19 protein-coding genes are annotated in these 23,023 nt (G+C 71.7%); 9 read left to right on the plus strand and 10 right to left on the minus strand.

Going from position 1 to position 23,023, the window contains the following annotated elements; translation table 11 throughout:
* Positions 1-88: 88 nt before the first annotated feature.
* The 3 genes from AC4IJH_RS25700 to fahA all read right to left on the minus strand — a co-directional run bounded on the left by AC4IJH_RS25700 (position 89) and on the right by fahA (position 2,670).
* A complete protein-coding gene (locus tag AC4IJH_RS25700; RefSeq protein WP_490854219.1) occupies positions 89-601 on the minus strand; it encodes a hypothetical protein in 513 nt (170 codons plus the stop codon).
* Positions 602-729: 128 nt separating this feature from the next.
* Positions 730-1,428, minus strand: coding sequence for a GOLPH3/VPS74 family protein (locus AC4IJH_RS25705; RefSeq protein WP_490854220.1), 699 nt, complete (start codon positions 1,426-1,428; stop codon positions 730-732).
* Positions 1,429-1,440: 12 nt separating this feature from the next.
* Positions 1,441-2,670 (minus strand): fumarylacetoacetase, encoded by a 1,230-nt coding sequence (fahA, locus tag AC4IJH_RS25710; RefSeq protein WP_490854221.1) that lies wholly within the window; start codon positions 2,668-2,670, stop codon positions 1,441-1,443.
* Between the two features lie 355 nt (positions 2,671-3,025).
* Here fahA and AC4IJH_RS25715 point away from each other — a divergent pair, with 355 nt between their 5' ends.
* From AC4IJH_RS25715 to AC4IJH_RS25740, 6 genes are all read left to right on the plus strand, one after another.
* A complete protein-coding gene (locus AC4IJH_RS25715; RefSeq protein ID WP_490854222.1) occupies positions 3,026-4,279 on the plus strand; it encodes a carboxylate--amine ligase in 1,254 nt (417 codons plus the stop codon).
* A 48-nt stretch (positions 4,280-4,327) separates the two neighbouring features.
* Positions 4,328-5,530, plus strand: a complete 1,203-nt coding sequence (locus tag AC4IJH_RS25720) for an FAD-dependent oxidoreductase (RefSeq protein ID WP_490854223.1) — start codon at positions 4,328-4,330, stop codon at positions 5,528-5,530.
* A 446-nt stretch (positions 5,531-5,976) separates the two neighbouring features.
* Entirely contained in the window at positions 5,977-6,990 is a 1,014-nt protein-coding gene (locus AC4IJH_RS25725; RefSeq protein WP_490854224.1) for a polyprenyl synthetase family protein, read from the plus strand.
* Between the two features lie 398 nt (positions 6,991-7,388).
* Positions 7,389-8,687 (plus strand): LolA family protein, encoded by a 1,299-nt coding sequence (locus tag AC4IJH_RS25730; protein ID WP_490854225.1) that lies wholly within the window; start codon positions 7,389-7,391, stop codon positions 8,685-8,687.
* Positions 8,688-8,915: 228 nt separating this feature from the next.
* Entirely contained in the window at positions 8,916-10,004 is a 1,089-nt protein-coding gene (locus AC4IJH_RS25735; RefSeq protein ID WP_490854226.1) for an ABC transporter ATP-binding protein, read from the plus strand.
* Positions 9,991-10,926, plus strand: coding sequence for an ABC transporter permease (locus AC4IJH_RS25740; protein WP_490854227.1), 936 nt, complete (start codon positions 9,991-9,993; stop codon positions 10,924-10,926). Before AC4IJH_RS25735 ends, AC4IJH_RS25740 begins: the two co-directional genes overlap by 14 nt.
* Positions 10,927-11,084: 158 nt before the next feature.
* On the opposite strand, the gene AC4IJH_RS25745 is transcribed toward AC4IJH_RS25740, so the two are convergent.
* The 7 genes from AC4IJH_RS25745 to AC4IJH_RS25775 all read right to left on the minus strand — a co-directional run bounded on the left by AC4IJH_RS25745 (position 11,085) and on the right by AC4IJH_RS25775 (position 20,929).
* Positions 11,085-12,464 (minus strand): M28 family metallopeptidase, encoded by a 1,380-nt coding sequence (locus tag AC4IJH_RS25745; RefSeq protein WP_490854228.1) that lies wholly within the window; start codon positions 12,462-12,464, stop codon positions 11,085-11,087.
* A 223-nt stretch (positions 12,465-12,687) separates the two neighbouring features.
* Positions 12,688-13,656, minus strand: a complete 969-nt coding sequence (gene rarD / locus AC4IJH_RS25750; RefSeq protein ID WP_490854229.1) for an EamA family transporter RarD — start codon at positions 13,654-13,656, stop codon at positions 12,688-12,690.
* Between the two features lie 216 nt (positions 13,657-13,872).
* On the minus strand, positions 13,873-14,982 hold the full coding sequence (locus AC4IJH_RS25755) for a 2-oxoacid:ferredoxin oxidoreductase subunit beta (RefSeq protein ID WP_490854230.1): 1,110 nt from the start codon (positions 14,980-14,982) through the stop codon (positions 13,873-13,875).
* Entirely contained in the window at positions 14,975-16,915 is a 1,941-nt protein-coding gene (locus tag AC4IJH_RS25760; protein WP_490854231.1) for a 2-oxoacid:acceptor oxidoreductase subunit alpha, read from the minus strand. The genes AC4IJH_RS25755 and AC4IJH_RS25760 overlap by 8 nt, the downstream gene beginning before the upstream one ends.
* A gap of 275 nt (positions 16,916-17,190) precedes the next feature.
* Positions 17,191-17,850 (minus strand): LuxR C-terminal-related transcriptional regulator, encoded by a 660-nt coding sequence (locus tag AC4IJH_RS25765; protein ID WP_490854240.1) that lies wholly within the window; start codon positions 17,848-17,850, stop codon positions 17,191-17,193.
* A 361-nt stretch (positions 17,851-18,211) separates the two neighbouring features.
* On the minus strand, positions 18,212-19,534 hold the full coding sequence (locus AC4IJH_RS25770; RefSeq protein ID WP_490854241.1) for a sensor histidine kinase: 1,323 nt from the start codon (positions 19,532-19,534) through the stop codon (positions 18,212-18,214).
* A 168-nt stretch (positions 19,535-19,702) separates the two neighbouring features.
* Positions 19,703-20,929, minus strand: coding sequence for a sensor histidine kinase (locus AC4IJH_RS25775; RefSeq protein WP_490854232.1), 1,227 nt, complete (start codon positions 20,927-20,929; stop codon positions 19,703-19,705).
* 257 nt (positions 20,930-21,186) lie between these two features.
* Between AC4IJH_RS25775 and AC4IJH_RS25780 the strand changes: the two genes are divergently transcribed.
* The 3 genes from AC4IJH_RS25780 to AC4IJH_RS25790 all read left to right on the plus strand — a co-directional run.
* A complete protein-coding gene (locus AC4IJH_RS25780; protein ID WP_490854233.1) occupies positions 21,187-21,588 on the plus strand; it encodes an NADH-quinone oxidoreductase subunit A in 402 nt (133 codons plus the stop codon).
* Complete coding sequence (locus AC4IJH_RS25785) at positions 21,579-22,253, plus strand: NADH-quinone oxidoreductase subunit B (RefSeq protein WP_490854234.1); 675 nt, start codon at positions 21,579-21,581, stop codon at positions 22,251-22,253. The genes AC4IJH_RS25780 and AC4IJH_RS25785 overlap by 10 nt, the downstream gene beginning before the upstream one ends.
* The coding region (locus AC4IJH_RS25790; RefSeq protein WP_490854235.1) for an NADH-quinone oxidoreductase subunit C at positions 22,250-23,023 on the plus strand (774 nt) is incomplete at its 3' end. The genes AC4IJH_RS25785 and AC4IJH_RS25790, both read left to right, overlap by 4 nt.

Here is a 23,023-nt window from a genome sequence, read left to right on the forward strand (position 1 = left end):
AGCGATGCCTGCGTACGACGATGCCCGGTGCCTTCTCAGGCGCCGGGCATCGGTGCGTCGTGTGCCGCGAAAAGGCCTACCGCGCGGCTCAGTTGGTGCCGGGGACGGTCGGCAGATCCGACGGTATGCCGGAGGGCAGCTGGGGCAGATCGGGCAGCTTCACCTTGCCGTCGGTGGACTTGGTGAAGGTGTCGGTCGGGCCGTCCTTCCACTTCACCGTCAGCGACGAGCCGTCGGCCGCGGGCTTGAGGGTGCCCATGGTGCGGGTGGTGCCGCCCTTGGTGCACTTGAAGGCGGCGGCCGTCACCCCGCCCAGCTCCTGCACCTTGCCGATACAGGCCGTCTTGTGGCCCTCGCTCAGGCTCGCGGTGCCCTTCATGACGACGAGGATCAGCCGCTCCCCGTCCGCCTTGGTCTCCCAGGCGCCTTCCACTGCGCTCGCGGGCTTGCCGTCGCCCGCGGGGGCCGACTGCGGTGCGCTCGGCGCGGTGCTGCCCCCGTCCTTGGCGTTGCCCTCGCCGCTGCCGCCGCCGCTTCCACAGGCACTGAGCAACAACGCGGCCATGGCGGCCGCCCCGGCGATCTGCGCTGCCTTGCGCACGTACGTCTCCTCCGTAGTGGGACAGGGAGAGGTGAGGCTAGCAGCAGGCCATGGCGCGAAAGTGATGAACTTATGGGCGTTATGGGATGGTTGAGGGGGTGCGGTGGGGTGTCTGTGCGACGCCGGGGTCAGTCCCCGCCGCCACCGTCGCCCCCGGACCCCGCGCTCTTGTCCTGCTGGACGGCCCGCCGTACGGCCAGCGCGGTCCACTCCTGGCCCACCAGGCGCCGCAGACCGCGGCGTGCGGGCCACTGGGGGCGGCCGGGCAGCAGCCGGGGCGCGAGGTCGGCCGCCGAGACCAGCGCCGCCAGCGCGCGCGAGCGCCGGTCCGGCAGCCCGGCCTCCAGCGCGGCCTTGAAGCGGGCCCGGGCCGGGCCGGTGAGGTCCACCGGCCCGGCAGGGTGGCGTACGTAGCGGAAGATTCCCAGCGCGCGGCGGACCTCCCGGCGCACCGCGCCGCGCTCCTCCAGCCGCTCCCAGCAGCGCTCCAGTACGACCCGGCCCGGGCCGCGCACCCAGCGCTGGGCCTTGGGGCCGCGGCCCTTGCCGGGGCCCGGGAGGGCGGCCAGGGCGGCGTCCAGCACCGCATCGCCCACCGGCAGCGGGCTGAGTACCACGATCCGCCCGCCGCGCTCCCCGGCGATCCGCCCGGCCAGCTCCAGCTCCGCCAGCGCCGCGCCGGCCACCCCGTACCGGAGGTAGCTGCCGCTGCCCAGCTGCCGGCCGCGCTCGCGGTCCAGGGCGAGCGCGAGCAGTTCCTCGGGGAGCGTCAGGGCCTCGGAGCCCGGCCCGTTTGCCGCCCAGGGCCGCCCGGGCCCGCTCTTCACGCGGCCACCGCCTCAGGAGGCGGGCGGGACGGCGGGCAGGATGCGGCCGGTGACCTCGCCCAGGCCGATACGGGAGCCCTGCGGGCCCGGCGCCCAGGCGGTGAGGGTCACCTCGTCGCCGTCCTCCAGGTACGGGCCCTTGCCGCCGGTGAGTTCCAGCAGGCAGCCGAGCTGGTCGGGCTCAGGGCCCGAGACCGTCCCGGAGCCGTAGAGGTCGCCGGTGCGCAGCGTGGCGCCGTTGACCGTCATGTGGGCCAGCTGCTGGGCGGCGGTCCAGTACATCGCGGAGAAGGGCGGGTTGGAGACGGTCTCGCCGTTGATGTCGACCTGGATGCGCAGGTCGTAGCCGCCGGGCTCGCAGGCGGCGTCGTCGAGGTAGGGCAGCAGCGGGACGTCACGGGCGGGCGGGGCGGTGCGGGCCTGCTCCAGCGCGTCGAGCGGGGTGATCCACGCGGAGACGGAGGTGGCGAAGGACTTGCCGAGGAACGGGCCCAGCGGCACGTACTCCCAGGCCTGGACGTCGCGCGCGGACCAGTCGTTGAGCAGGCACACACCGAAGACGTGCGAGCGGAACCCCTCCAGCCCGACCGGTGTAGGAACAGATGAAGGCACCCCCACCACGAACCCGACCTCCGCCTCGATGTCCAGACGGAGCGAGGGGCCGAAGCAAGGAGCGGAATCCGATGGAGACTTGCGCTGGCCGTTGGGCCGTACCACCGGCGTTCCGGAGACGACCACGGTGCCGGAGCGGCCGTGGTAACCGATCGGCAGATGCTTCCAGTTGGCGGGCAGCGCGGCGCTGTCCGGGCGGAAGATCCGGCCGACGTTGGTGGCGTGGTGCTCACTGGCGTAGAAGTCGACGTAGTCCGCCACCTCGAAGGGCAGATGCAGGCGCACCGCGTCCAGCGGGTGCATCAGCGCCTCGAGGGTGGTGCGGTGCACGGGGTCGGCCAGCGCGGTGTCCACCGCGCCGCGTACGGCCTCGCGTACGGCCTGCCAGGTCTCGCGGCCCGCTGCCATAAGGGGGTTGAGGGTGGGCGCGGCGAGCAGTTCGGCGTGCGGGGAGCCGGAGGTGGTGGCCAGCGCGCTCAGGTCCAGTGCGTATCCGCCGTAGCGCACGGCGATACGGCGCCGCTCCGGCGCGTCGGCCGTGCTGAAGACACCGTAAGGGAGGTTGTACGGACCGAAGGGGTCGCCTTCGGGCAGGTCGAGCGGGCTCAGCTCCGGGCTCTGCTCGGGCATGGACAGCTCCTCGCATTCGTCGTCGCAGGTGACACGGGAAAACACGGCAGTCCTGCGAGCCGGTGGGCTCACCGATCAGATTACGTCCAGGGGGTGGGGAGGGGGTGGGGGAGGGGAGGCCCCCCAAGCGCGCGTTACCCGCCCGCAGTGCCCCCAAAGGGTTTCAACGGCCCCCCCGTTGTCGCAACCTCCCCTCATGTGGGCAACGCACCGCAGGGGCGGGCCGCGGCAAAGAGCAGCGGCAGGTGCCTAAAGAGTTCGTAATGTCCGGAAAAGCCTTGCCGCGCCCCGTAATTCGGGCCTAGCGTCCTTGCGGGGCACGGCCGGGGTGGGGCCGTTGCCGTTGGGGGGACAGGTGGCTCGCAGTAGCGCTCTGCTCACGGTCGACCGGTCCGTTCCGGCGCTGATCGTGAAGATCGGGAATTACCCGCTGCATCACGGCGGCGTCGGCGCGATCCGCAGCCTGGGCCGCCTGGGCGTGCCCGTGTACGCCATCACCGAGGACAGATTCACCCCCGCCGCCGCCTCGCGCTATCTGCACGGCCGCTTCGTGTGGCCGACCACGGGCCGGGAGGATCCCGGGCAGCTGCTGGAGGGCCTGCTGCGCATCGGCCGGCGCATAGGGCGTCCGACGGTGCTGATACCCACCGACGAAGAGGCCGCCGTACTGATCGCCGAGCAGGCCGATGTGCTGCAGGAGTTCTTTCTCTTCCCGCGCACCGCACCGCAGTTGCCCCGCCGGCTGGCAAGTAAGCAGGGGCTGCACGAGCTGTGCGTGGAGCACGGCGTGCCGTCCCCCGCCGCCGCGTTCCCGCGGTCCTACGAGGACATCGAGCACTTCGCCGCGCGGGCCTCCTTCCCGGTGGTCGCCAAGAACCGCGAGGCCTTCCAGCGCCGCCACCGCCCCGCGGTCGGCGGTACGACGCGTATAGCGGGTCCGGACCAACTCCTGGACCTGGCAAGGGACTGGGGCCCGCGGCCCGGGGTGATCCTTCAGGAGTATCTGCCCCGGGAGGAGGCCGAGGACTGGATCGTGCACGCCTACTTCGACGCGGACGGCGCGGCGCTGGCGATGTTCACCGGCGTCAAGGTGCGCTCCTGGCCCCCGCACGCGGGCATGACGGCCTGCGCGTACGTCGTCGACAACCCCGAACTGGCCGATATGACCGCCCAGTTCATCAAGCGCATCGGTTTCAGCGGCACCGTCGATCTGGACTGGCGCTTCGACCGCCGCGACGGGCGCTACAAACTCCTGGACTTCAACCCGCGGATGGGCGCCCAGTTCCGGCTCTTCGAGAACGAGGCGGGCGTGGACGTCGTACGCGCCCAGCATCTGCATCTGACCGGGCGCAAGGTGCCCGAGGCCGAACAGCGCCCCGGGCACCGCTTCGTCGTGGAGAACATCGACCTGCCCGCCCTGCTCGCCTACCGCCGCAGCGGCTACACCACTCCGCACGCGCCGCGCCGCGCCACGGACACCGAACTCGCCTGGCTGGCGGGCGATGACCTCAAACCGTTCTTCACCATGCTCGTCCGGTTCGTGCGGCCGGGTGCCAGGCATCTGCTGCAACTGTGGCGCGCCGGACGGCGCACCCGCGGCCGCGGGTGAGGCTCCGCGGCCGTGTGCATGTGATCGCACCACTCTGGGGAGGGGCCAGTGAACACTCCAGTAGCAGTCATCGGGGCCGGTCCGTACGGCCTGTCGACGGCAGCCCATCTACGGGCGCGCGGGCTGCCCGTACGGGTCTTCGGCAGGCCGATGGTCAGCTGGCGCGAGCACATGCCCGCGGGCATGCTGCTCAAATCGACGCCCGTGGCGTCGAATCTGGATGCCCCGCACCCGGGCAGCCGGCTCGTGGATTTCTGCGACGCGGTGGGGGAGCGGCGCTACGAGACCGACTGGGACATCGTCCCGGTGGAGACCTTCGTGCGCTACGGACAGTGGTTCCAGGACAAGCTGGTGCCCGACCTGGAGCAGGTGCGGGTGGTGTCCGTGGACCGGCGCGAGGGCGGCTTCGAGCTGAAGCTGGACAGCGGCGAACAGTTCCGGGCGCGAGCGGTCGTCGTCGCCACGGGGCTGAGCGGTTTCGCCCACCTTCCGGGTGAGCTGGCCGCTGCCGTGCCGGACGGGCCGTCCCCCACCGGGCCCGTCTCGCACAGCTCCCAGCACCGCGACCTGTCCGGCTTCGCGGGCCGTGAGGTGCTCGTCGTCGGCGCCGGGCAGTCGGCGCTGGAGAGCGCGGTGCTGCTCGCGGAGGCGGGAGCGGCTTCCGTACGGATCGTGGCGCGCGGGCGCACGGCGGTGCGCTTCGGCGCTCCCCCCGACCGCCAGCCGCGCCTGCGCCCGGCCACGCCCTTCGGCAACGCCTGGTCCCTGTACGCCTTCACCCACTACGCCCAGGCCTTCCGCTCCCTGCCCGCGCCGGCCCGCCGGTACTTCGTCAAGCGGGTGCTGGGGCCGCTCGGCGCGTGGTGGCTGCGCGAGCGCTTCACGGACCGGGTCCGCGTCAGCCAGGGGCAGCGGATCGCCGGGGCGCGGCTGGCGGACGGGCGTCCGGTGCTGTCGCTGCGCGGCCCGGACGGCAAGGGCGGCGAGCTGGCCGCCGACCATGTGCTGGCCGCCACCGGCTACCGCGTCGACCTCGCGGCGATGGACTTCCTGGGCCAGGGGCTGCGCACGGAGGTCGCGGTGAGCGGCGGCGGGCCCCGCCTGGACGCCGGCTTCGGCTCCTCGGTGCCGGGCCTGTATTTCACGGGCCTGCCGGCCGCGGCGAGTTTCGGCCCGGTCATGCGCTTCGTGTGCGGCACGGAGTTCGCCTCTCCGCGGCTGGCCCGGGCTCTCGCCAGGGCGCACGGCTGAGCGGCGGGGGCCGTCGTCGGCGCCTGGATGCGACTTCCGGACGAGGTGGCCGGATCCGTAAGCGGAATCGGTACGGGCCCCGGACGCGGCGGACGGCTCTCTGCACACTGCGCGCACCGCGCGCGGACCCGATGGCGCGTCGGGTCCGCGCGCTGCGCCGATTCGCCGGTTCCTGCTGCGATTTATCGCCGTTATGTCATTGATATCCGGTACGCCCTGCCTGGCGTCGGCTGATCCGATCCCGGTCCCGGCCGCTCCGGTTCGCCCCCGCAAATCATGATCAATAGGAGATCCGGAACGTATGGGACGGCCTTCGGGGCCGCTTGCCGAGCCGTGAGAGGGCGGGCGCTCACAGTGATCGAAGTCCGACCGGATACGCTGGCCAATGGTGGAGACAGCGACAGATCGACAATCCGTTTGATCGTCAGCAGACAGGAGTACCCCTCGTGACCGTCGTCGGGCCCTTCGGGCTGAGCGTGCGGGACCAGGCTCTTGAGGCCGATGTCCAGGCCGGGTTGGCGGCTGTCGAGGAGGGCCTGCTGGAGGCCACCAAAAGCGACGTGCCGTTCATTACCGAGGCCGCGCAGCATCTCGTACGCGCGGGCGGCAAGCGGTTCCGGCCGCTTCTGGTGATGCTGGCCGCGCAGTTCGGCGATCCGCACGCGCCGGGCGTCGTGCCCTCGGCCGTCGTCGTCGAGCTGACGCACCTGGCCACGCTCTACCACGACGACGTCATGGACGAGGCCGATGTGCGCCGCGGCGTGGAGAGCGCCAACGCCCGCTGGGGCAACTCCGTCGCCGTCCTGACCGGCGACTTCCTCTTCGCCCGCGCCTCGCACATCCTCGCCGACCTGGGGCCCGAGGCGGTCCGTATCCAGGCCGAGGCCTTCGAGCGCCTGGTCACCGGCCAGATCCTGGAGACCGCAGGACCGCGCGACGGCCGCGACCCCATCGAGCACTACCTCGACGTCATCGCGGGCAAGACCGGCTCGCTGATCGCCGTGGCGGGCCGCTTCGGCGCGATGATGTCCGGCGCCGACGAGTCCATCGTCAACATCCTCACGCAGTACGGCGAGCGCCTGGGCACCGCCTTCCAGCTCGCCGACGACGTCCTGGACATCGCCAGCGACTCCCACGAGTCCGGCAAGACGCCGGGCACGGACCTGCGCGAGGGCATCCCCACCCTGCCGGTCCTGCACCTGAGAGCGCTGGCGGAGGCCGGTTCGGCCACCGCCGAGGACCGGGCGCTGTGCGAGCTGCTCGCCTCCGACCTGACCGACGACGACCGGCACGCCCAGGCGCTGGCCCGCCTGCGCGCCCACCCGGCGCTGGAGCAGGCCCGCAGGGACACCGTGCGCTACGCGGAGGAGGCCAGGGCCACCCTGGCGCCGCTGCCCTCCTGCATGGCCAAGTCGGCCCTGGAGGGGCTGTGCGACGCGGTGGTGCACCGGGCGGGCTGAGAAGGCTCGCTCCACGCCCCCGGCCGGGCCGAGAAGGCTCGGTCCATGCCTGGGAGGCCCCGGCCCACGCCCCGGCCGGGCGTACGCCGCCCACCGGCCCGGCCGGTGCCCCGCACCGCCCCTGAGCGGGCCCTTCCGCGGGCCCCTGTGGCCCGCCTATGACCTTCGGCAGGTATTCCCTAGGGGAGCCTCAGCCTCTGGCTGTATGCGCTCCCCCATGCGGCGCGCGGGGATCATCCCGTAGCAGGAGAGAAGGTTGCTCCCGCGGGCTGACGCGCTTTCCCGGCCGATTTGGTGGGATTACTAGCACCACGCCACGGCGGATCGGGTCACAATGAGCCCGAGGGGTGGACGAGTGCGATGCGTTGAGACCGCCGCCTACGACGGAGGTAGGGCACATGCCACGGAACCAACCGACACAGGTCACCGACGAATGGGACGGAGGGCGCCCCGCCAAGCACCGCAAGGTGGCGCGGTATGCGGTCCCGGTCGCGGTGGCGGGGGTGGCGGCGGCGACGATCGGGCTCGTCCCGGCGTTCGCCGGCTCCTCGGACCCCGATCTGCCGAAGATCTCTGCACAGGACCTCATAGCCAAGATCGCTGATTCCAAGGTCGAGCAGCTGTCCGGCACGGTCAAGGTCAGCACCGACCTGGGCCTGCCCTCCCTGCCCGGCGGCGCCGGAGCGGGCATGTTCGGCGGCGGGGACGGCAAGGGCCACGGCGGCGGCAAGGGCTCGGGCGCCACCGCGCCCCAGGACAAGCTGATGGAGCTGGCCTCCGGTACGCACACCCTGCGGGTGGCCGCCGACGGCCCGGACAAGCAGCGGATCTCCCTGGTCGAGAAGTCCGCCGAGTACAGCCTCATCCACAACGGCGGCGAGGTGTGGGGCTACGACAGCGGCAGCAACACCGTCTTCCACGCCAAGGCCCCGGCCGACGCGGGCAAGGGCGCCAAGGACTCCAAGAAGCAGCTGCCCCAGGACCTGAAGAACGCCACCCCGCAGGAGCTCGCCAAGAAGGCCCTGGACGCCGCGGGCGACACCACCTCGGTCGCCGTCGACGGCACGGCCAAGGTCGCCGGCCGCGACGCCTACCAGCTCACCGTCAAGCCCAAGCAGTCCGGCTCGACCGTCGGTGCGATCCGTATCGCCGTGGACGCCCAGAACGGCGTCCCGCTGAAGTTCACCCTCACCCCCAAGAGCGGTGGCGCGGCCGCGATCGACGTGGGCTTCACCTCCGTGGACTTCGCCAAGCCCGACGCGGGCACCTTCGCCTTCACCCCGCCCAAGGGCGCCAAGGTCGTCGAGGGCGACGAGCTGCGCACGCAAGGCTCCGGCAAGGGGCACGACGGCTCCAAGGGCCGGGACTTCCTCGGCGGCGCGGGCCTTGCGGGCTCCGGCATGAAGGTCATCGGCGAGGGCTGGACCTCCATCGCCACGGTCAAGGGCACCGGCGCGGCCGGCCTGACCGGCGGCTCCCCGGCCAAGGGCAAGGGCGGCCAGGAGAGCCTGCCCCCCGAGGCGGAGAAGCTCCTGGACAGCTTCGGCGACGCGGTCGAAGGCCGCTTCGGCTCCGGCCGTGTCTTCAGCACCCGCCTGGTCAACGCCCTGCTCACGGACGACGGCACGGTCTACGTCGGCGCCGTCGACAAGCAGTCGCTGATCAACGCGGCGAACGCGGCCGGCACCGCCAAGTAGCCGACGCCGTGCGGCGCCCGCCGGGGTGCCGCACCGCCACCGGTCCACGGGCGCCGGACGGGCAGGAACCACCGGCCCGTCCGGCGCCCCGGCCGCCTGGGCTCCGCGGCGCGTCCGCGCCCGTAGCCGAGCGGGAGTGCCCGTAAGCGAGCGGGAGCGCCCGTATACGAGCGAGACTGTCCGTACACGAGTGGGAGCGCCCGTATACGAGCGAATCTGGGGGACCCGATGGGAGAGCCGTCCGCCGAGGACCGGGAGCGCGCCGCCGGGGGAGCGGGGAGCGGGGACCGCACGCCCGGTGCCCCTGCCGCAGGCGGCACCGCAGGCGGCACCGCAGGCGGCAGTAGGCCGGCCGACCACGTCATCGAGACCCGCGGCCTGACCAAGGTCTACCGCGGCGGCCAGCGGGCCGTGGCGGAGCTGGACCTGCGCGTCCCGCGCGGCAGCGTCTTCGGTTTCCTCGGCCCCAACGGCTCCGGCAAGACCACCACCATCCGCATGCTGATGGGGCTGATCGAGCCGACCTCGGGCACCGCCCGGCTGCTGGGCGAGCCGATGCCACGGGCCGCCCGCCGCGTACTGCCCAGGGTCGGCGCCCTCATCGAGGGACCGGCCCTGTACGGCTTCCTCAACGGCCGGGACAACCTCCTGCGCTACGACGCCGCCGACCCCACCGCCGACCCCCGCACCCGCGTCCGGCGGGTCGCCACGGCCCTGGACCGGGTGGGCCTGGCCGCCGCGGCCGGCAAGAAGGCCCGCGCCTACTCCCTGGGCATGAAGCAGCGCCTCGGCCTGGCCGCCGCCCTGCTCAGGCCCCGCGACCTGCTGGTCCTGGACGAGCCGACCAACGGCCTGGACCCGCAGGGCATGCGCGAGATCCGCACGCTGATAAGGGAGTTGGCGGCCGACGGCACCACCGTCTTCCTCTCCTCCCACCTCCTGGACGAGATCGAGCAGGTCTGCACCCACGCCGCGGTGATGGCCAGGGGCCGCCTGATCACCCAGGGCACGGTCGCCGACCTCTCCCGCGGCACCCGCGGCCGGCTGGCCGTGACCACACCCGACACCGCGGAGGCGGTCCGCGTCCTGAAGGAGCACGGCGTCAGTGACCTCGTCGTCCTGGACGAGCGGGTGACCGGCGAACTCCCCGCGCCCGCCGCCCCGCCACCGGCGCCCGCCCCGCCCCCGGACCTCGCCGACCTCAACGCCGCACTCGTCCGCGCGGACGTACGCGTGCGGGCCTTCGGCACCGAACAGGCCTCCCTGGAGGACGTCTTCGTACAACTCACCGGGGAGGGCTTCGATGTCGCGGGCTGAGACGAGGGCCAAGGCCGATGCGCGACGGGCCGCGGTGCTCGCGGACGCAGCCCCCGCAGCGGCATCGGGCCGCGGCGCCAAACCGAGCCCCCTGTGGTCCCTCGGCCTGCTGCGCAGCGAGATCGCCATCACCCTCAGGCGCTGGCGCACCCTCGCGCTGCTGGCCGTGCTGGCGGGCGTACCGGTCCTGGTCGGGATCGCCGTAAAGATCGAGACCGGTGACGACGGCGGGGGCGGCGGGCCGAGCGGCGGACCGGCCTTCATCTCCCAGGTCACCAACAACGGCCTCTTCCTGGTCTTCACCTCCCTCGCCGCGACGCTGCCCTTCTTCCTCCCGATGGCGATCGGGGTGATCGCGGGCGACGCGGTCGCGGGCGAGGCCCACAACGGCACCCTGCGCTATCTGCTGGTGGCGCCCGCGGGCCGTACCCGCCTGCTGCTGGTCAAGTACGCCACCACCATGGTCTTCTGCGCCCTGGGCACCCTGGTCGTGGCCCTCTCGGCGCTGGCCACCGGCGCGCTGCTTTTCCCGCTGGGCGAGGTCACCCTGCTCTCCGGTACGACCGTGTCCTTCGGCGACGGGCTGCTGCGCGCGCTGGGGGTCGCCGCCGTGGTGGCGCTCTCGCTGATCGGCGTGGCGGCGCTGGGCCTGTTCGTCTCCACGCTCACCAGCAGCGGCATCGCGGCCATGGCCACCACCGTCGGCCTGCTGATCACCGTGCAGATCCTGGACACCATCCCGCAGCTGCACGCCATCCAGCCCTACCTCTTCCCGCACTACTGGCTGTCCTTCGCCGACCTGCTGCGCGACCCCGTCTACTGGGACCAGATCCAGCGGAATCTGGGCCTGCAGGCGCTGTACGCACTGGTCTTCGGCTCGGCGGCGTGGGCGCGGTTCACGACGCGGGACATCACGGCCTGATGCCCCGCGTCGCGTGGATCACCTGCGCAACCCGTGTGCTTCAGGAGCTGAGCTCTACGGGAGCGCCGATCGGAAACCGAGCTCTACGCTCGGAGACCGAGCCTTGCGCTCGGAAACCGAGCCTTGCGCTCAGAACCTGAGCCTTGCGGCAGCGCCGTTCAGAAGGTGAGCTTCCAGCTGTCGATGTAGCCGCTGTCCTGCGCGGCCAGGTCCTGCACCCGCAGCTTCCAGGAGCCGTTGGCGAGCTGGCTGGAGGCGTCCACGGTGTAGGTCTCGACCACGTCGGGCGCCGAGTCCGAACCGCTGGAGTTCTTCAGCCGGTACGTGGTCCCGCCCGGCCCGACCAGGTCGATGGCCAGGTCCCCGCGGTAGCTGTGCTTGATGTCCACGCCGACCTTGAGGGTGGCGGGAGCGTTGCCGGTGCGCCCGGTGACGTCGATCGGCGAGGTCACCGCGGTGCCCGCGTCCGGGATCTGCACATCGGCGGTGTTCTCGAAGACGGTGCCGCCCGGCGGGGTGCCGGTGCCGCCGACGGTCCAGATCGCGTGCGCGATGGCGTCGCTGTTGCGGTCCAGGGCGGTGTCGTTGATGTTCGCGGTGGTGTCGCAGGAGGAGTGGTAGCAGCGGTCGAAGGCCTGCCCGGCCGTGCCGCCCCACTTCTGCGCCTGTGCCGCGGTCTTACGGCCCTCGGCGCCGGTGAACAGGCCGCCGACGCGCACCCCGGCGTTCTTGAACGGCGCGTGGTCGGAGCGCCCGTCGCCCTGGGTCTCGATCTCGGTGGGGACGTTCTTGCCGGCGAAGAAGCTCTTGAAGACGCCCTCCAGCTCCCGGTCGTCGTCGTAGACGAAGTAGCCGGGGTTGGGCGAGCCGATCATGTCGAAGTTCAGATAGCCGCTGATCTTCGAACGCTCGGTGCCGGGAAGGCTGTTGACGTAGTACGTGGAGCCGCGCATCCCCAGCTCCTCGGCGCCCCACCAGCCGAAGCGCAGGTGCTTTTGGGGCTTGAGGCCCTCGCGGGCCACGGCGAGCGCGGTCTCCAGCACCCCGGCCGAGCCGGAGCCGTTGTCGTTGATGCCGGGCCCCGCGCTGACGGAGTCCAGGTGCGAGCCGGCCATCAGGACCTGGTTGGGGTCGCCGCCGGGCCAGTCGGCTATGAGGTTCCAGCCGGTGGCGCCGCTGGTGGTGAACTGCTGGAGGGTGGTGGTGTAGCCGGCCGCATCCAGCTTGCCCTTGATGAAGTCGATCGAGGCGCGGTATCCGGCCCGGCCGTGGGCGCGGTTGCCGCCGTTGGCGGAGGCGATCGACTGGAGCTGGCTCAGATGGGCTTTGACGTTGGCCACGGGGATGTCGGGCGCGGCGACGGTCGGGGTGGCTGCTGCCGGGGTGTGGGGAGTGGCAGCGGTGGTGGCTGAGGCGGCAGGGGCCGCGGCGAGCAGTCCCAGGACCAGTGCGCCGGCCGCTGCCGCGGCGGTCGCGGCCTGGCGCGACCAGGATCTTCGGGGGGTTTCGGCGGTGCGTCTTTCGGCGTTCGATGACATGAGGGGTCTCCGGATTCCGTATGGGAATGGGACGGATCGAGCGTGACGCGAAGCCGATCGTCGGGGCGGTACGCCCCGTTGGCAAGACGGAAACCGGACACGTGGTGCCGGTTATCGACCGTCCCCCTCATCGGACGGCCGAGCGGAATGCGGCGCTCGGACCCTGCGGGCCGAAGCGGTCACGGCAGTCGAGACGCCCAGGACGCCCTCGCCATCGGTCCCGCTACGCCGTCGCCTTCGGTTCCGCTTCCCGCGCCGCCGCCTGCTTCTGCGAGGCCTGCGCCGCCGCCTCGGCCAGCTCGGCGCGCCCCCGGTGCGCGGTACGCAGCGCGTCCCAGGTCAGCAGCGCCAGCGCCACCCACACCAGCGCGAAGCCGGCCCACCGCTCGGGCGGCATCTCCTCGTGGAAGACCACGAGCCCGAGGACGAACTGGAAGGTCGGGGCCAGGTACTGGAGCATTCCGGTCGTGGTCAGCGGCAGCCGTACCGCGGCCGCGCCGAAGGCGATCAGCGGAACGGCGGTGGCCAGCCCGCAGGCGGCCAGCAGCAGGGCGGTGCCGGGGCCGCCGGAGGTGAACCCGGACTCGCCGCGGGCGCCGAGGAAGACCAAGAAGCCCAGGGCGGGCAGGAACTGCACCACCGTCTCGGCGGTGAAGCCCTCGATGCCGTCGAGCTTGATGCCCTTCTTGACCAGTCCGTACGTGGCGAAGGACAGCGCCAGTCCGAGCGCGATCCAGGGCACCTTGCCGTAGGCGACCGTCATGACGACGACGGCCACCGCGCCCACGCCCACCGCCGTCCACTGCAGGGGCCGCAGCCGCTCGCGCAGCACCAGTACGCCGAAGGCGATGCTGACCAGCGGGTTGATGAAGTAGCCGAGCGAGGCCTCCAGGACGTGCCCGGCGTTGACCGCCCAGATGTAGAGGAACCAGTTGCCGGAGATCACCGTGGCGGCCAGCAGGATCAGGGCGAGCCTCTTGGGCTGGCGCAGCAGCGGGCGTATCCAGGCCCAGCGGCGCATGACGGCCAGGATCACCAGCGCCACCGGCAGGGACCACAGCATGCGGTGGGCCAGGATCTCGACGGGGGCGACGGAGTCCAACTGGTGCCAGTACAGCGGGAGCAGGCCCCACATGCAGTAGGCGGCGAGGCCGTAGGCCAGTCCTGCGCGCTGTTCGCTCTGAGGCTGCACGGTGGCCCTCCCGGGGTGGTGCGTGGACGCTACGAAGGTAGCGCCGGTCGGCCCCGGCTGTCATGCGCGTATCGATATACGGTCATGACGTACTCCTCGGCACCGTCACCGGGCCCATGACCTGCGCACACGCCGACGGGTGCCCGTACGGAAAGTCGTCCGACGTCCGTACGGGCACCCGCTGCGGCCCGTGGGCTTATGGTGCGGCTCGGGCCGCTACCCGACCACGGTCCAGGTGTCGTTGCCCGCGAGGAGGGTGGCGAGGTCGCCCTTGCCCTTGTGCTCGATGGCGGCGTCCAGCTGGTCGCTCATCTCGGTGTCGTAGACCGGGCGGTCCACGCTGCGCAGCACGCCGATGGGCGTGTGGTGCAGGGTGTCGGCGTCGGCCAGGCGCGAGAGGGCGAAGGCGGTGGTGGGGGAGGGATTGTGCGCGTCGTGGACGAGCACCGCCGCGGCCCCTTCCTTCGTCACGTCGATGACCCGCAGGTCGCCGGTGGCCGGATCGCGCACCACGCCCTTGGAGCCCAGGCCGTCGCCGCCGTCCTCCTCGGCGAAGGGCCTGCCGAAGCGGATGGGCTTGCCGTGCTCGAGGCGGATGACGGCCTCCTCGGCCTGCTGCTTGTCCTTGAGGACCTCGAAGGCGCCGTCGTTGAAGATGTTGCAGTTCTGGTAGATCTCCACCAGGGCGGTGCCGGGGTGGGCGGCGGCCTCGCGCAGCACCTGGGTCAGGTGCTTGCGGTCGGAGTCCACGGTCCGGGCCACAAAGCTCGCCTCGGCGCCGATCGCGAGGGAGACGGGGTTGAAGGGCGCGTCCAGCGAGCCCATCGGCGTCGACTTGGTGATCTTGCCGACCTCGGAGGTCGGGGAGTACTGGCCCTTGGTCAGGCCGTAGATCCGGTTGTTGAACAGCAGGATCTTGAGGTTCACATTGCGGCGCAGCGCGTGGATGAGGTGGTTGCCGCCGATGGAGAGGGCGTCTCCGTCGCCGGTGACCACCCACACCGACAGATCGCGGCGGGAGGAGGCCAGTCCCGAGGCGATGGCCGGGGCGCGGCCGTGGATGGAGTGCATCCCGTAGGTGTTCATGTAGTACGGGAAGCGGCTGGAGCAGCCGATCCCGGAGACGAAGACGATGTTCTCCTTGGCCAGCCCGAGTTCGGGCATGAAGCCCTGCACGGCGGCGAGGATGGCGTAGTCACCGCAGCCGGGGCACCAGCGCACTTCCTGATCGGACTTGAAGTCCTTCATGGACTGCTTGGCCTCGGCCTTGGGGACCAGGGAAAGCGCCTCGATCGTGGAGGTTCCCTCCGAGATCGTCTCAGTCATTGATGGCCTCCTTAAAGACCTCCGCGAGTTGCTCGGCCTTGAACGGCATCCCGCTGACCTGGGTGTAGGAGCGGGTGTCCACGAGGTACTTGGCGCGCAGCAAGGTGGCCAGCTGTCCCAGGTTCATCTCCGGGACGACGACCTTGTCGTAGGCGGCCAGGACCTCGCCGAGGTTGGCCGGGAAGGGGTTGAGATGGCGCAGGTGGGCCTGGGCGACCTGGTCGCCGGCGGCGCGGACCCGGCGTACCGCCGCGGTGATGGGGCCGTAGGTCGAACCCCAGCCCAGCACCAGGGTGTTGGCCCGGCCCGAGGGGTCCTCGACCTGGAGGTCGGGCACCTGGATGCCGTCGATCTTGGCCTGGCGGGTGCGGACCATGAAGTCGTGGTTGGCCGGGTCGTAGGAGATGTTGCCCGTGCCGTCCTGCTTCTCGATGCCGCCGATACGGTGTTCCAGGCCCGGCGTGCCCGGCACCGCCCACGGGCGGGCCAGGGTGTGCTCGTCGCGCTTGTAGGGCCAGAAGACCTCGGTGCCGTCGGCCAGCGTGTGGTTGGGTCCGGTGGCGAACTGCACGCGCAGGTCGGGCAGTTCGTCGACCTCCGGGATGCGCCAGGGCTCGGAGCCGTTGGCCAGGTAGCCGTCGGAGAGCAGGAAGACCGGGGTGCGGTAGGTCAGCGCGATCCGCGCCGCGTCGATGGCCGCGTCGAAGCAGTCCGCCGGGGTCTTGGGCGCCACGATCGGCACCGGGGCCTCGCCGTTGCGCCCGTACATCGCCTGGAGCAGGTCGGCCTGCTCGGTCTTGGTGGGCAGGCCCGTGGAGGGGCCGCCGCGCTGGATGTCCACGATCAGCAGCGGCAGCTCCAGGCTGACGGCCAGGCCGATCGTCTCCGACTTCAGCGCCACGCCCGGGCCCGAGGTGGTGGTGACCGCCAGCGCGCCGCCGAACGCCGCGCCCAGCGCCGCGCCGATGCCCGCGATCTCGTCCTCGGCCTGGAAGGTGCGCACGCCGAAGTTCTTGTGCCGGGAGAGCTCGTGCAGGATGTCGGAGGCCGGGGTGATGGGGTACGAGCCCAGGTACAGCGGCAGGTCCGCCTGCTTGCCGGCGGCGATCAGCCCGTAGGACAGCGCCAGGTTGCCGGAGATGTTGCGGTAGACGCCGGTCGGGAACGCGGTGGTGGCCGGCGCGACCTCGTAGGAGACGGCGAAGTCCTCGGTGGTCTCGCCGAAGTTCCAGCCCGCGCGGAAGGCCGCCACATTGGCCTCGGCGATGTTCGGCTTCTTGGCGAACTTGGCCCGCAGGAACTTCTCGGTGCCCTCGGTGGGGCGGTGGTACATCCACGACAGCAGGCCCAGCGCGAACATGTTCTTGGAGCGCTCGGCCTCCTTGCGGGAGAGCCCGAACTCCTTGAGCGCCTCGATCGTCAGCGTCGTCAGCGGGACGGGGTGGACGTTGTAGCCTTCCAGCGACCCGTCCTCCAGCGGGCTGGTGGCGTAGCCGACCTTGGCCATCGGGCGCTTGGTGAACTCGTCGGTGTTGACGATGATCTCGGCGCCGCGCGGAACGTCCGCCAGATTCGCCTTCAGCGCCGCGGGATTCATCGCCACCAGGACATTGGGCGCGTCCCCGGGCGTGAGGATGTCGTGGTCGGCGAAATGCAGCTGGAAACTGGAGACACCGGGCAGGGTTCCGGCAGGGGCCCGGATCTCGGCGGGGAAATTCGGCAGCGTCGACAGGTCATTGCCGAACGACGCGGTTTCGGACGTGAACCGGTCGCCCGTGAGCTGCATGCCGTCACCGGAGTCCCCCGCGAACCGGATGATCACCCGATCCAGCTTGCGGACCTCTTTGCCGCCGTTGCCGTCGGCGGATGCGCGCTGCCCTGCGACGAGCGCTCCGTCGGCCTGCTCGGTTGGGCTACTGACCTGGCTGGTCACTGCTTCGGACCTCCCTCAAAGCGGTGGCTCGGGATGTGTCGTGCCGACCGGTTGTCCCACGGCCATCGTACGTGGGTAAGGGTGGCCTTCCCGGGGTTGATCGCATCGTGGAACCGGGCATGAGACGCCCTTTTGACCTGCTCTGTCATGAAATAAACCGCCCCCCAGCGCCCCATCTCTAAGACGCTCTCGACTCAGACATTGGTTCTACGCCCAAAGTCTGCGATATGGCTGGTACAGCCCTTGGCCTGCACATCTGAACAGTCATCAGATTCTCAGGAGTTGAGGTAGGTGAGAACGGCCAGTACACGTCGGTGATCCCCGTCACTCTGCGAAAGGCCGAGCTTGAGGAAGATGTTGCTGACGTGTTTTTCCACCGCGCCGTCGCTGACCACCAGCTGGCGTGCGATCGCGGAGTTCGTCCGGCCCTCGGCCATCAGCCCCAGCACTTCCCGCTCGCGCGGGGTGAGGATGGCCAGGACGTCCTGCTTGCGGCTGCGGCCCAGCAGCTGAGCGACCACTTCGGGGTCCAGTGCGGTGCCGCCCTGGGCGACCCGGACCACCGCGTCGACGAATTCACGCACCTCGGCTACCCGGTCCTTGAGGAGGTAGCCGACACCTCGGCTCGAACCCGCCAGCAACTCCGTCGCGTACTGCTCCTCGACGTACTGCGACAGGACCAGAACTCCCAGGTCGGGGTAGTCGCGCCGCAGTCGCACCGCGGCCCGTACCCCCTCGTCGGTGTGCGTCGGCGGCATCCGCACATCCGCCACCACCACATCCGGCAGCTCGCCCGCCCCGGCGAGCGCCTGGATCTCCTTGATCAGCGCATCCGCATCGCCCACCCCGGCGACCACGTCGTGCCCCCTGTCGGTCAACAGCCGCGTCAGGCCCTCTCGAAGCAGCACCGAATCCTCGGCGATGACCACCCGCACCCTGTCCTCCACGATGTCCGGCCCCCCAGCTCCTGTTCGATGCCTCCAGCATCCCAGGATTCGGACGACCGCGTCGCCAAGCCGTGGAGCCTTGTGGATAACTCCAGTTCCGCTCCCGGCACACCCACCCCACCTCGGTCCTTGGCCGTACGACCCCGCCCGCTTCCGTACGGGTGCGCGCGGCCCCGTACGAGGACGTACGAGCACGCACGCCTGCGCGCGGCCCTGTCCCGTACGACGCCGCCGGGCAGGCACGGTGGCATGCGAACGCGACGGTGCGGCCCGCTGCCGCCGGGCCGCACCGTCGTACGCCGTGAAGTGACCGTCCGCCCGCAGAGCCGGGCGGACCGCCGGCGCGTGGCTAGGCGCGCCAGGGGAGTTCGGCCGTGATGGCGGTCGGGCCCCCGGGCGGGGAGTCGATCACCAGCAGGCCGTCCACCGCGTCCAGCCGCTCGGCCAGACCGGCCAGGCCGCTGCCGGAGCCGGTGTGCGCGCCGCCCGCGCCGTCGTCCTTGACCAGCAGCATCAGCCGGCCCGCGCTGTGCCACACATCCACCGTCGCGGACCGGGCCCGGGCGTGCTTGGAGACGTTCTGCAGCAGCTCGGAGACGGTGAAGTACGCGATGCCCTCGATGGCGGCGGCGGGGCGGCTGTTCAGATCCGCCGAGACCGTGACGGGCACCGAGCAGCGGGCGGCCAGCGCCGACAGCGCGGGGCCCAGGCCCCGGTCGGTGAGGATCGCCGGATGGATGCCGCGCGCCAGGTCGCGCAGCTCCTGGAGGGCGAGCTTCACCTCGCCGTGCGCCTCGTCCACCATCTTCGCCGCGGCCTGCGGGTCCTCGGCCAGCTTCTCCTTGGCCAGGCCCAGGTCCATGGCCAGCGCCACCAGCCGGGCCTGTGCCCCGTCGTGCAGATTGCGCTCGATGCGCCGCAGGTCGGCGGCGGCGGTGTCCACCACCACGCCGCGGTCCGACTCCAGTTCCGTGACCCGGGTGGCCAGCACGGACGGGCTCAGCAGCCCGTGGACCAGCAGCCGGTCCACCTGCGTCAGCCCGCGGTTCACCCACGGCCAGGCCAGCACCAGCAGCAGCCCGGTCGCGCTGGTGACGGCGTACGCGAGGGGGGTGTCCACATAGAAGCCGTAGGTGTCGCCGTCACCGAACAGCTGGAGGCCCGGCTGGTCGAGATAGGTGGGGAAGATCCAGGACCACGTGGGGAGCAGCAGCAGCCCCCAGGCGACGGCCCAGAAGGTCACCGAGGTGACGAACGCGAAGACCGCCCAGGGGAAGTGCAGTACGCAGTACAGCAGATGGCGCCAGGAGACCCCGCTTTTCAGGACGGCGGCGACCCAGCTCATCAGGCCCGGCTTGGCCGGGCGTATCGGCTCGGGGTCGGCCACCTCCATGCCCAGCAGCGTCCGGGCCCGTATTCGCTCCATCCCGCCCAGCGCCCGGCAGCCGGCCAGCCCGCCCGCCAGCACCGGCACCCCGAGGAAGGTCACCAGCAGCCCGGCGCCCAGCGCGACCATCGTGATCGCGTAGGCGAACAGCAGGACTGCCACCGGCAGGTTGAGCAGGAGATAGAGGAACTCCCGCCAGGACCGGCCCGAGAACGGAGCACGCAGGGCCATGGGCACGCGGGAGCGGCGGGGCTGGGGTTCGTACGGTCCGTATGCCATGTCCATCATCTCGTCGTCGTCCGTTCTGCCGTGTCTGTGCCGGGCCTGTATCCAGAGTCGGCCAGTGGCGGCCTGCGGACCATGGAGCGTGTCGCAGTCTTCGCCCGGGGGTTTTCCCTACCCCCGAAGGGGTGCTGGACGGTGCCCGGGCCCCGCCCGCCGCAGCCTCTCGTCTCAGCCCGCGGTGCGCTCGCGCCAGGGCAGCTCGGCCGTCACCCGCGTCGGCCCGCCGGCCGGGGAGTCGAGCACGAACAGCCCGTCCACCGAGTCCAGCCGCTCCGCCAGCCCCGCCATCCCGCTGCCGCCGCCCAGGCTCGCGCCGCCGCGCCCGTCGTCCTCCACCTGGATCATCAGCCGGTCGCGCGCCCGCCACAGCTCCACGGACGCGCTGCGTGCCGCGCTGTGCTTGGAGACGTTCTGCAGCAGCTCGGAGACGGTGAAGTACGCGATGCCCTCGATGGCGGGCGCAGGCCGCTCGGCCACGTCCACCGTGACCTTGACCGGGACCGTGCAGCGGCCCGCCAGCGAGGACAGCGCGGGCCCCAGCCCCCGGTCGGTGAGGATCGCCGGATGGATGCCCCGGGCGAGATCGCGCAGCTCCTGGAGGGCGAGCTTCACCTCGCCGTGCGCCTCGTCCACCATCTTCGCCGCCGCATCCGGGTCCTCCAGCAGCTTCTCCTTGGCCAGACCCAGCCCCATCGCCAGCGCCACCAGCCGGGCCTGCGCCCCGTCGTGCAGATCGCGCTCGATGCGCCGCAGATCGGCGGCCGCGGTGTCGGTGACCGTACGGCGGTCCGACTCCAGCTCGGCGATCCGCCGCTCCAGCTCGTCGTCCGGCGAGAGCAGCCCGCGCACCATCGCCCGGTCCACGTTCGACATCCACCGCGCCAGCCACGGCAGCGCCGGCCAGGCCACGAAGAGCGATATCAGCGTGACGGAGAAGGTGAGCACCACCCATGGCAGGCGTACGAAGGTGTAGAGCGCGTGCCGCCAGGCGACCGGGTCCTTGACCCGCGCCCACAGCCACGGAAAGAACCCCTTGTCCGCCGCCCGCGCCGCACTGGGCTCCTCCACCCGCACCCCCAGCAACCCCCGCGCCCGAGCCCGCGCCACCTTCCCGTACCACCGGCACCCCAGCAGCACGACAGCCAGCATCGGCAGCCCCACAACGGTGACGGAGAGCACGAACCCGGCAGCGAGCAGCGGCACCATCAGCACAAAGGCACACAGATCCAGCGGGAAGTTGGACAGCAGATGAGCGATCTCACGCCAGGTCTGCCCGCCGAACACCGCCCGCGGGGGCGGCAGCCTGTCCCCGCCTTCGGGGGAATCGCCGGGTGAAGTGCCGGGGGAGCTGCCATATGAAGAACTGGTGAAACCGGGGGTGGGACTCTCCGTCATATGGGTCAGCCTGCCTGGCCGCGCGTCCGTGTGCCATGGGGTACGTCGGTGGCGCGAAGTGGGGATATCCCCACCTTGCCTGTGGCACGACTGCCCTGTGAGGCCGGGGCAGGGCCTAGACTCCCGTCCGTACAGATCGTCGAAGCCACGCCGAGGTCATGGCGAAACCATGATTCCGGCGCGGACATCGGCGGGGAAATCGTCGAAGTCACCGTCGCACGAGACGGACGAGAGCAGTCAGGGAGCGAGGGGCGGACGTGCCGGACGCGACCGTACGCACCACCATCGCCGCGGACTATTTCCAGGGCTACTCGGTCGTCGGGCTCATCGCCGTGATCGGCGTGCTCTTCGTCGCCGTGGCCTTCGGGGCCGGGCGGCTGCTGCGGCCCGTCGTACCGACCCCCGAGAAGCTGCTGACGTACGAATGCGGCGTGGACCCGGTCGGCGAGGGCTGGGCGCACACCCAGGTCCGCTACTACGTCTACGCCTTCCTCTACGTCATCTTCGCCGTCGACTCGATCTTCCTGTTCCCCTGGGCGACGGTGTTCGCGGCGCCCGGCTTCGGCGGCGTCACGCTGGTGGAGATGTTCATCTTCCTCGGCTTCCTGGCCGTCGGCCTGCTCTACGCATGGAAGAAGGGCGTCCTGGAATGGACGTGACCCCCGAGCCCGCCCCCGAGCCCGCCCCCGAGCCCGCCCCCGAGCCCGAGCTCCTGCCCGAGCCCAGGAGGCTGGGCCCGCTCGCCCGCCTGGCTCCCGAGCCGATGAAGGTGGTCCTGAACTGGGGCCGCCGCTACAGCCTGTGGGTCTTCAACTTCGGACTCGCCTGCTGCGCCATCGAGTTCATCGCCGCCTCCATGGCCCGGCACGACTTCATCCGGCTCGGCGTGATCCCCTTCGCGCCCGGACCGCGCCAGGCCGACCTCATGATCGTCTCCGGCACGGTCACGGACAAGATGGCACCGGCCGTCAAGCGCCTGTACGAGCAGATGCCCGAGCCGAAGTACGTCATCTCCTTCGGGGCCTGCTCCAACTGCGGCGGCCCCTACTGGGACTCGTACTCCGTCACCAAGGGCGTCGACCAGATCATCCCCGTCGACGTGTACGTACCGGGCTGCCCGCCGCGGCCCGAGGCGCTGCTCCAGGGCATCCTCAAGCTCCAGGAGAAGATCGCCCGCGAGTCGCTGGGGGAGCGGTACGCGAACGGGGCCGGGGCCTCCGACGCGGCCGCGCGCACCTCGACCGCCGCGCTGCGCAGCGGGCTCGTCGCCCCGCCGCCACCGGCGCCCGGTGGCACCGACGCGGCGGCGGAGGGCGGCCGATGAGTGAGCAGCGGCCGGAGCCGGCCACCCCTGAGGAGCCGTCGTCCGCGGACGCGCAGTCCGAGCAGCGGGAACAGCCCGAGCAGCCCGAGCAGCCGCCCGTCGGCTGGCTGCCGTCTGGCGCCGCGGAGATCTTCGGACCCGGCGCCGGTGCCGAGGAGGCGTACGGCCTCCTGACCGTCGACGTGCCCGCGGCGTCCTGGATCACCGCCCTGACCGCCGCCCGGGACACCCTGGGCTGCACCTACTTCGACTGGCTCAGCGCCGTGGACGAGCCGGGCACCGGCTTCCGGGTCTGCGCCCATGTGGTGTCCGTGCCGCGCCCCGGCACCGTACGCCGCCTCCTGCTGCGCACCACCGTCCCGCACGACGCGGCCGCGCTGCCCACCGCCGTCGGCGTCTACGCGGGCGCGGGCTGGCACGAGCGCGAGACCCACGAGATGTTCGGCGTGGACTTCACCGGCCACCCCCACCTCGTACCGCTGCTGCTCCCCGACAGCTTCGAGGGGCACCCGCTGCGCAAGGACTTCGTGCTGGCGGCGCGGGTCGCCAAGGCGTGGCCGGGGGCCAAGGAGCCGGGGGAACCTGCGGCGGGAGCGGCACACGGCGGGCCCAAGCGGCGCCAGATGCTGCCGCCGGGTGTGCCCGACCCCAACGAGTGGGGCCCGCTCAAGGGCCAGCTGCCGCCCGCCCCCGCCCGTCCGGCGCGGGGCGCACGGGCGGCGGGCGCCGGTGCGGCGGGGGAGCGGCCCGCTCGCCGTACGCGTACGGCG

This window comes from Streptomyces sp. UF-297 (genome assembly GCF_058245575.1).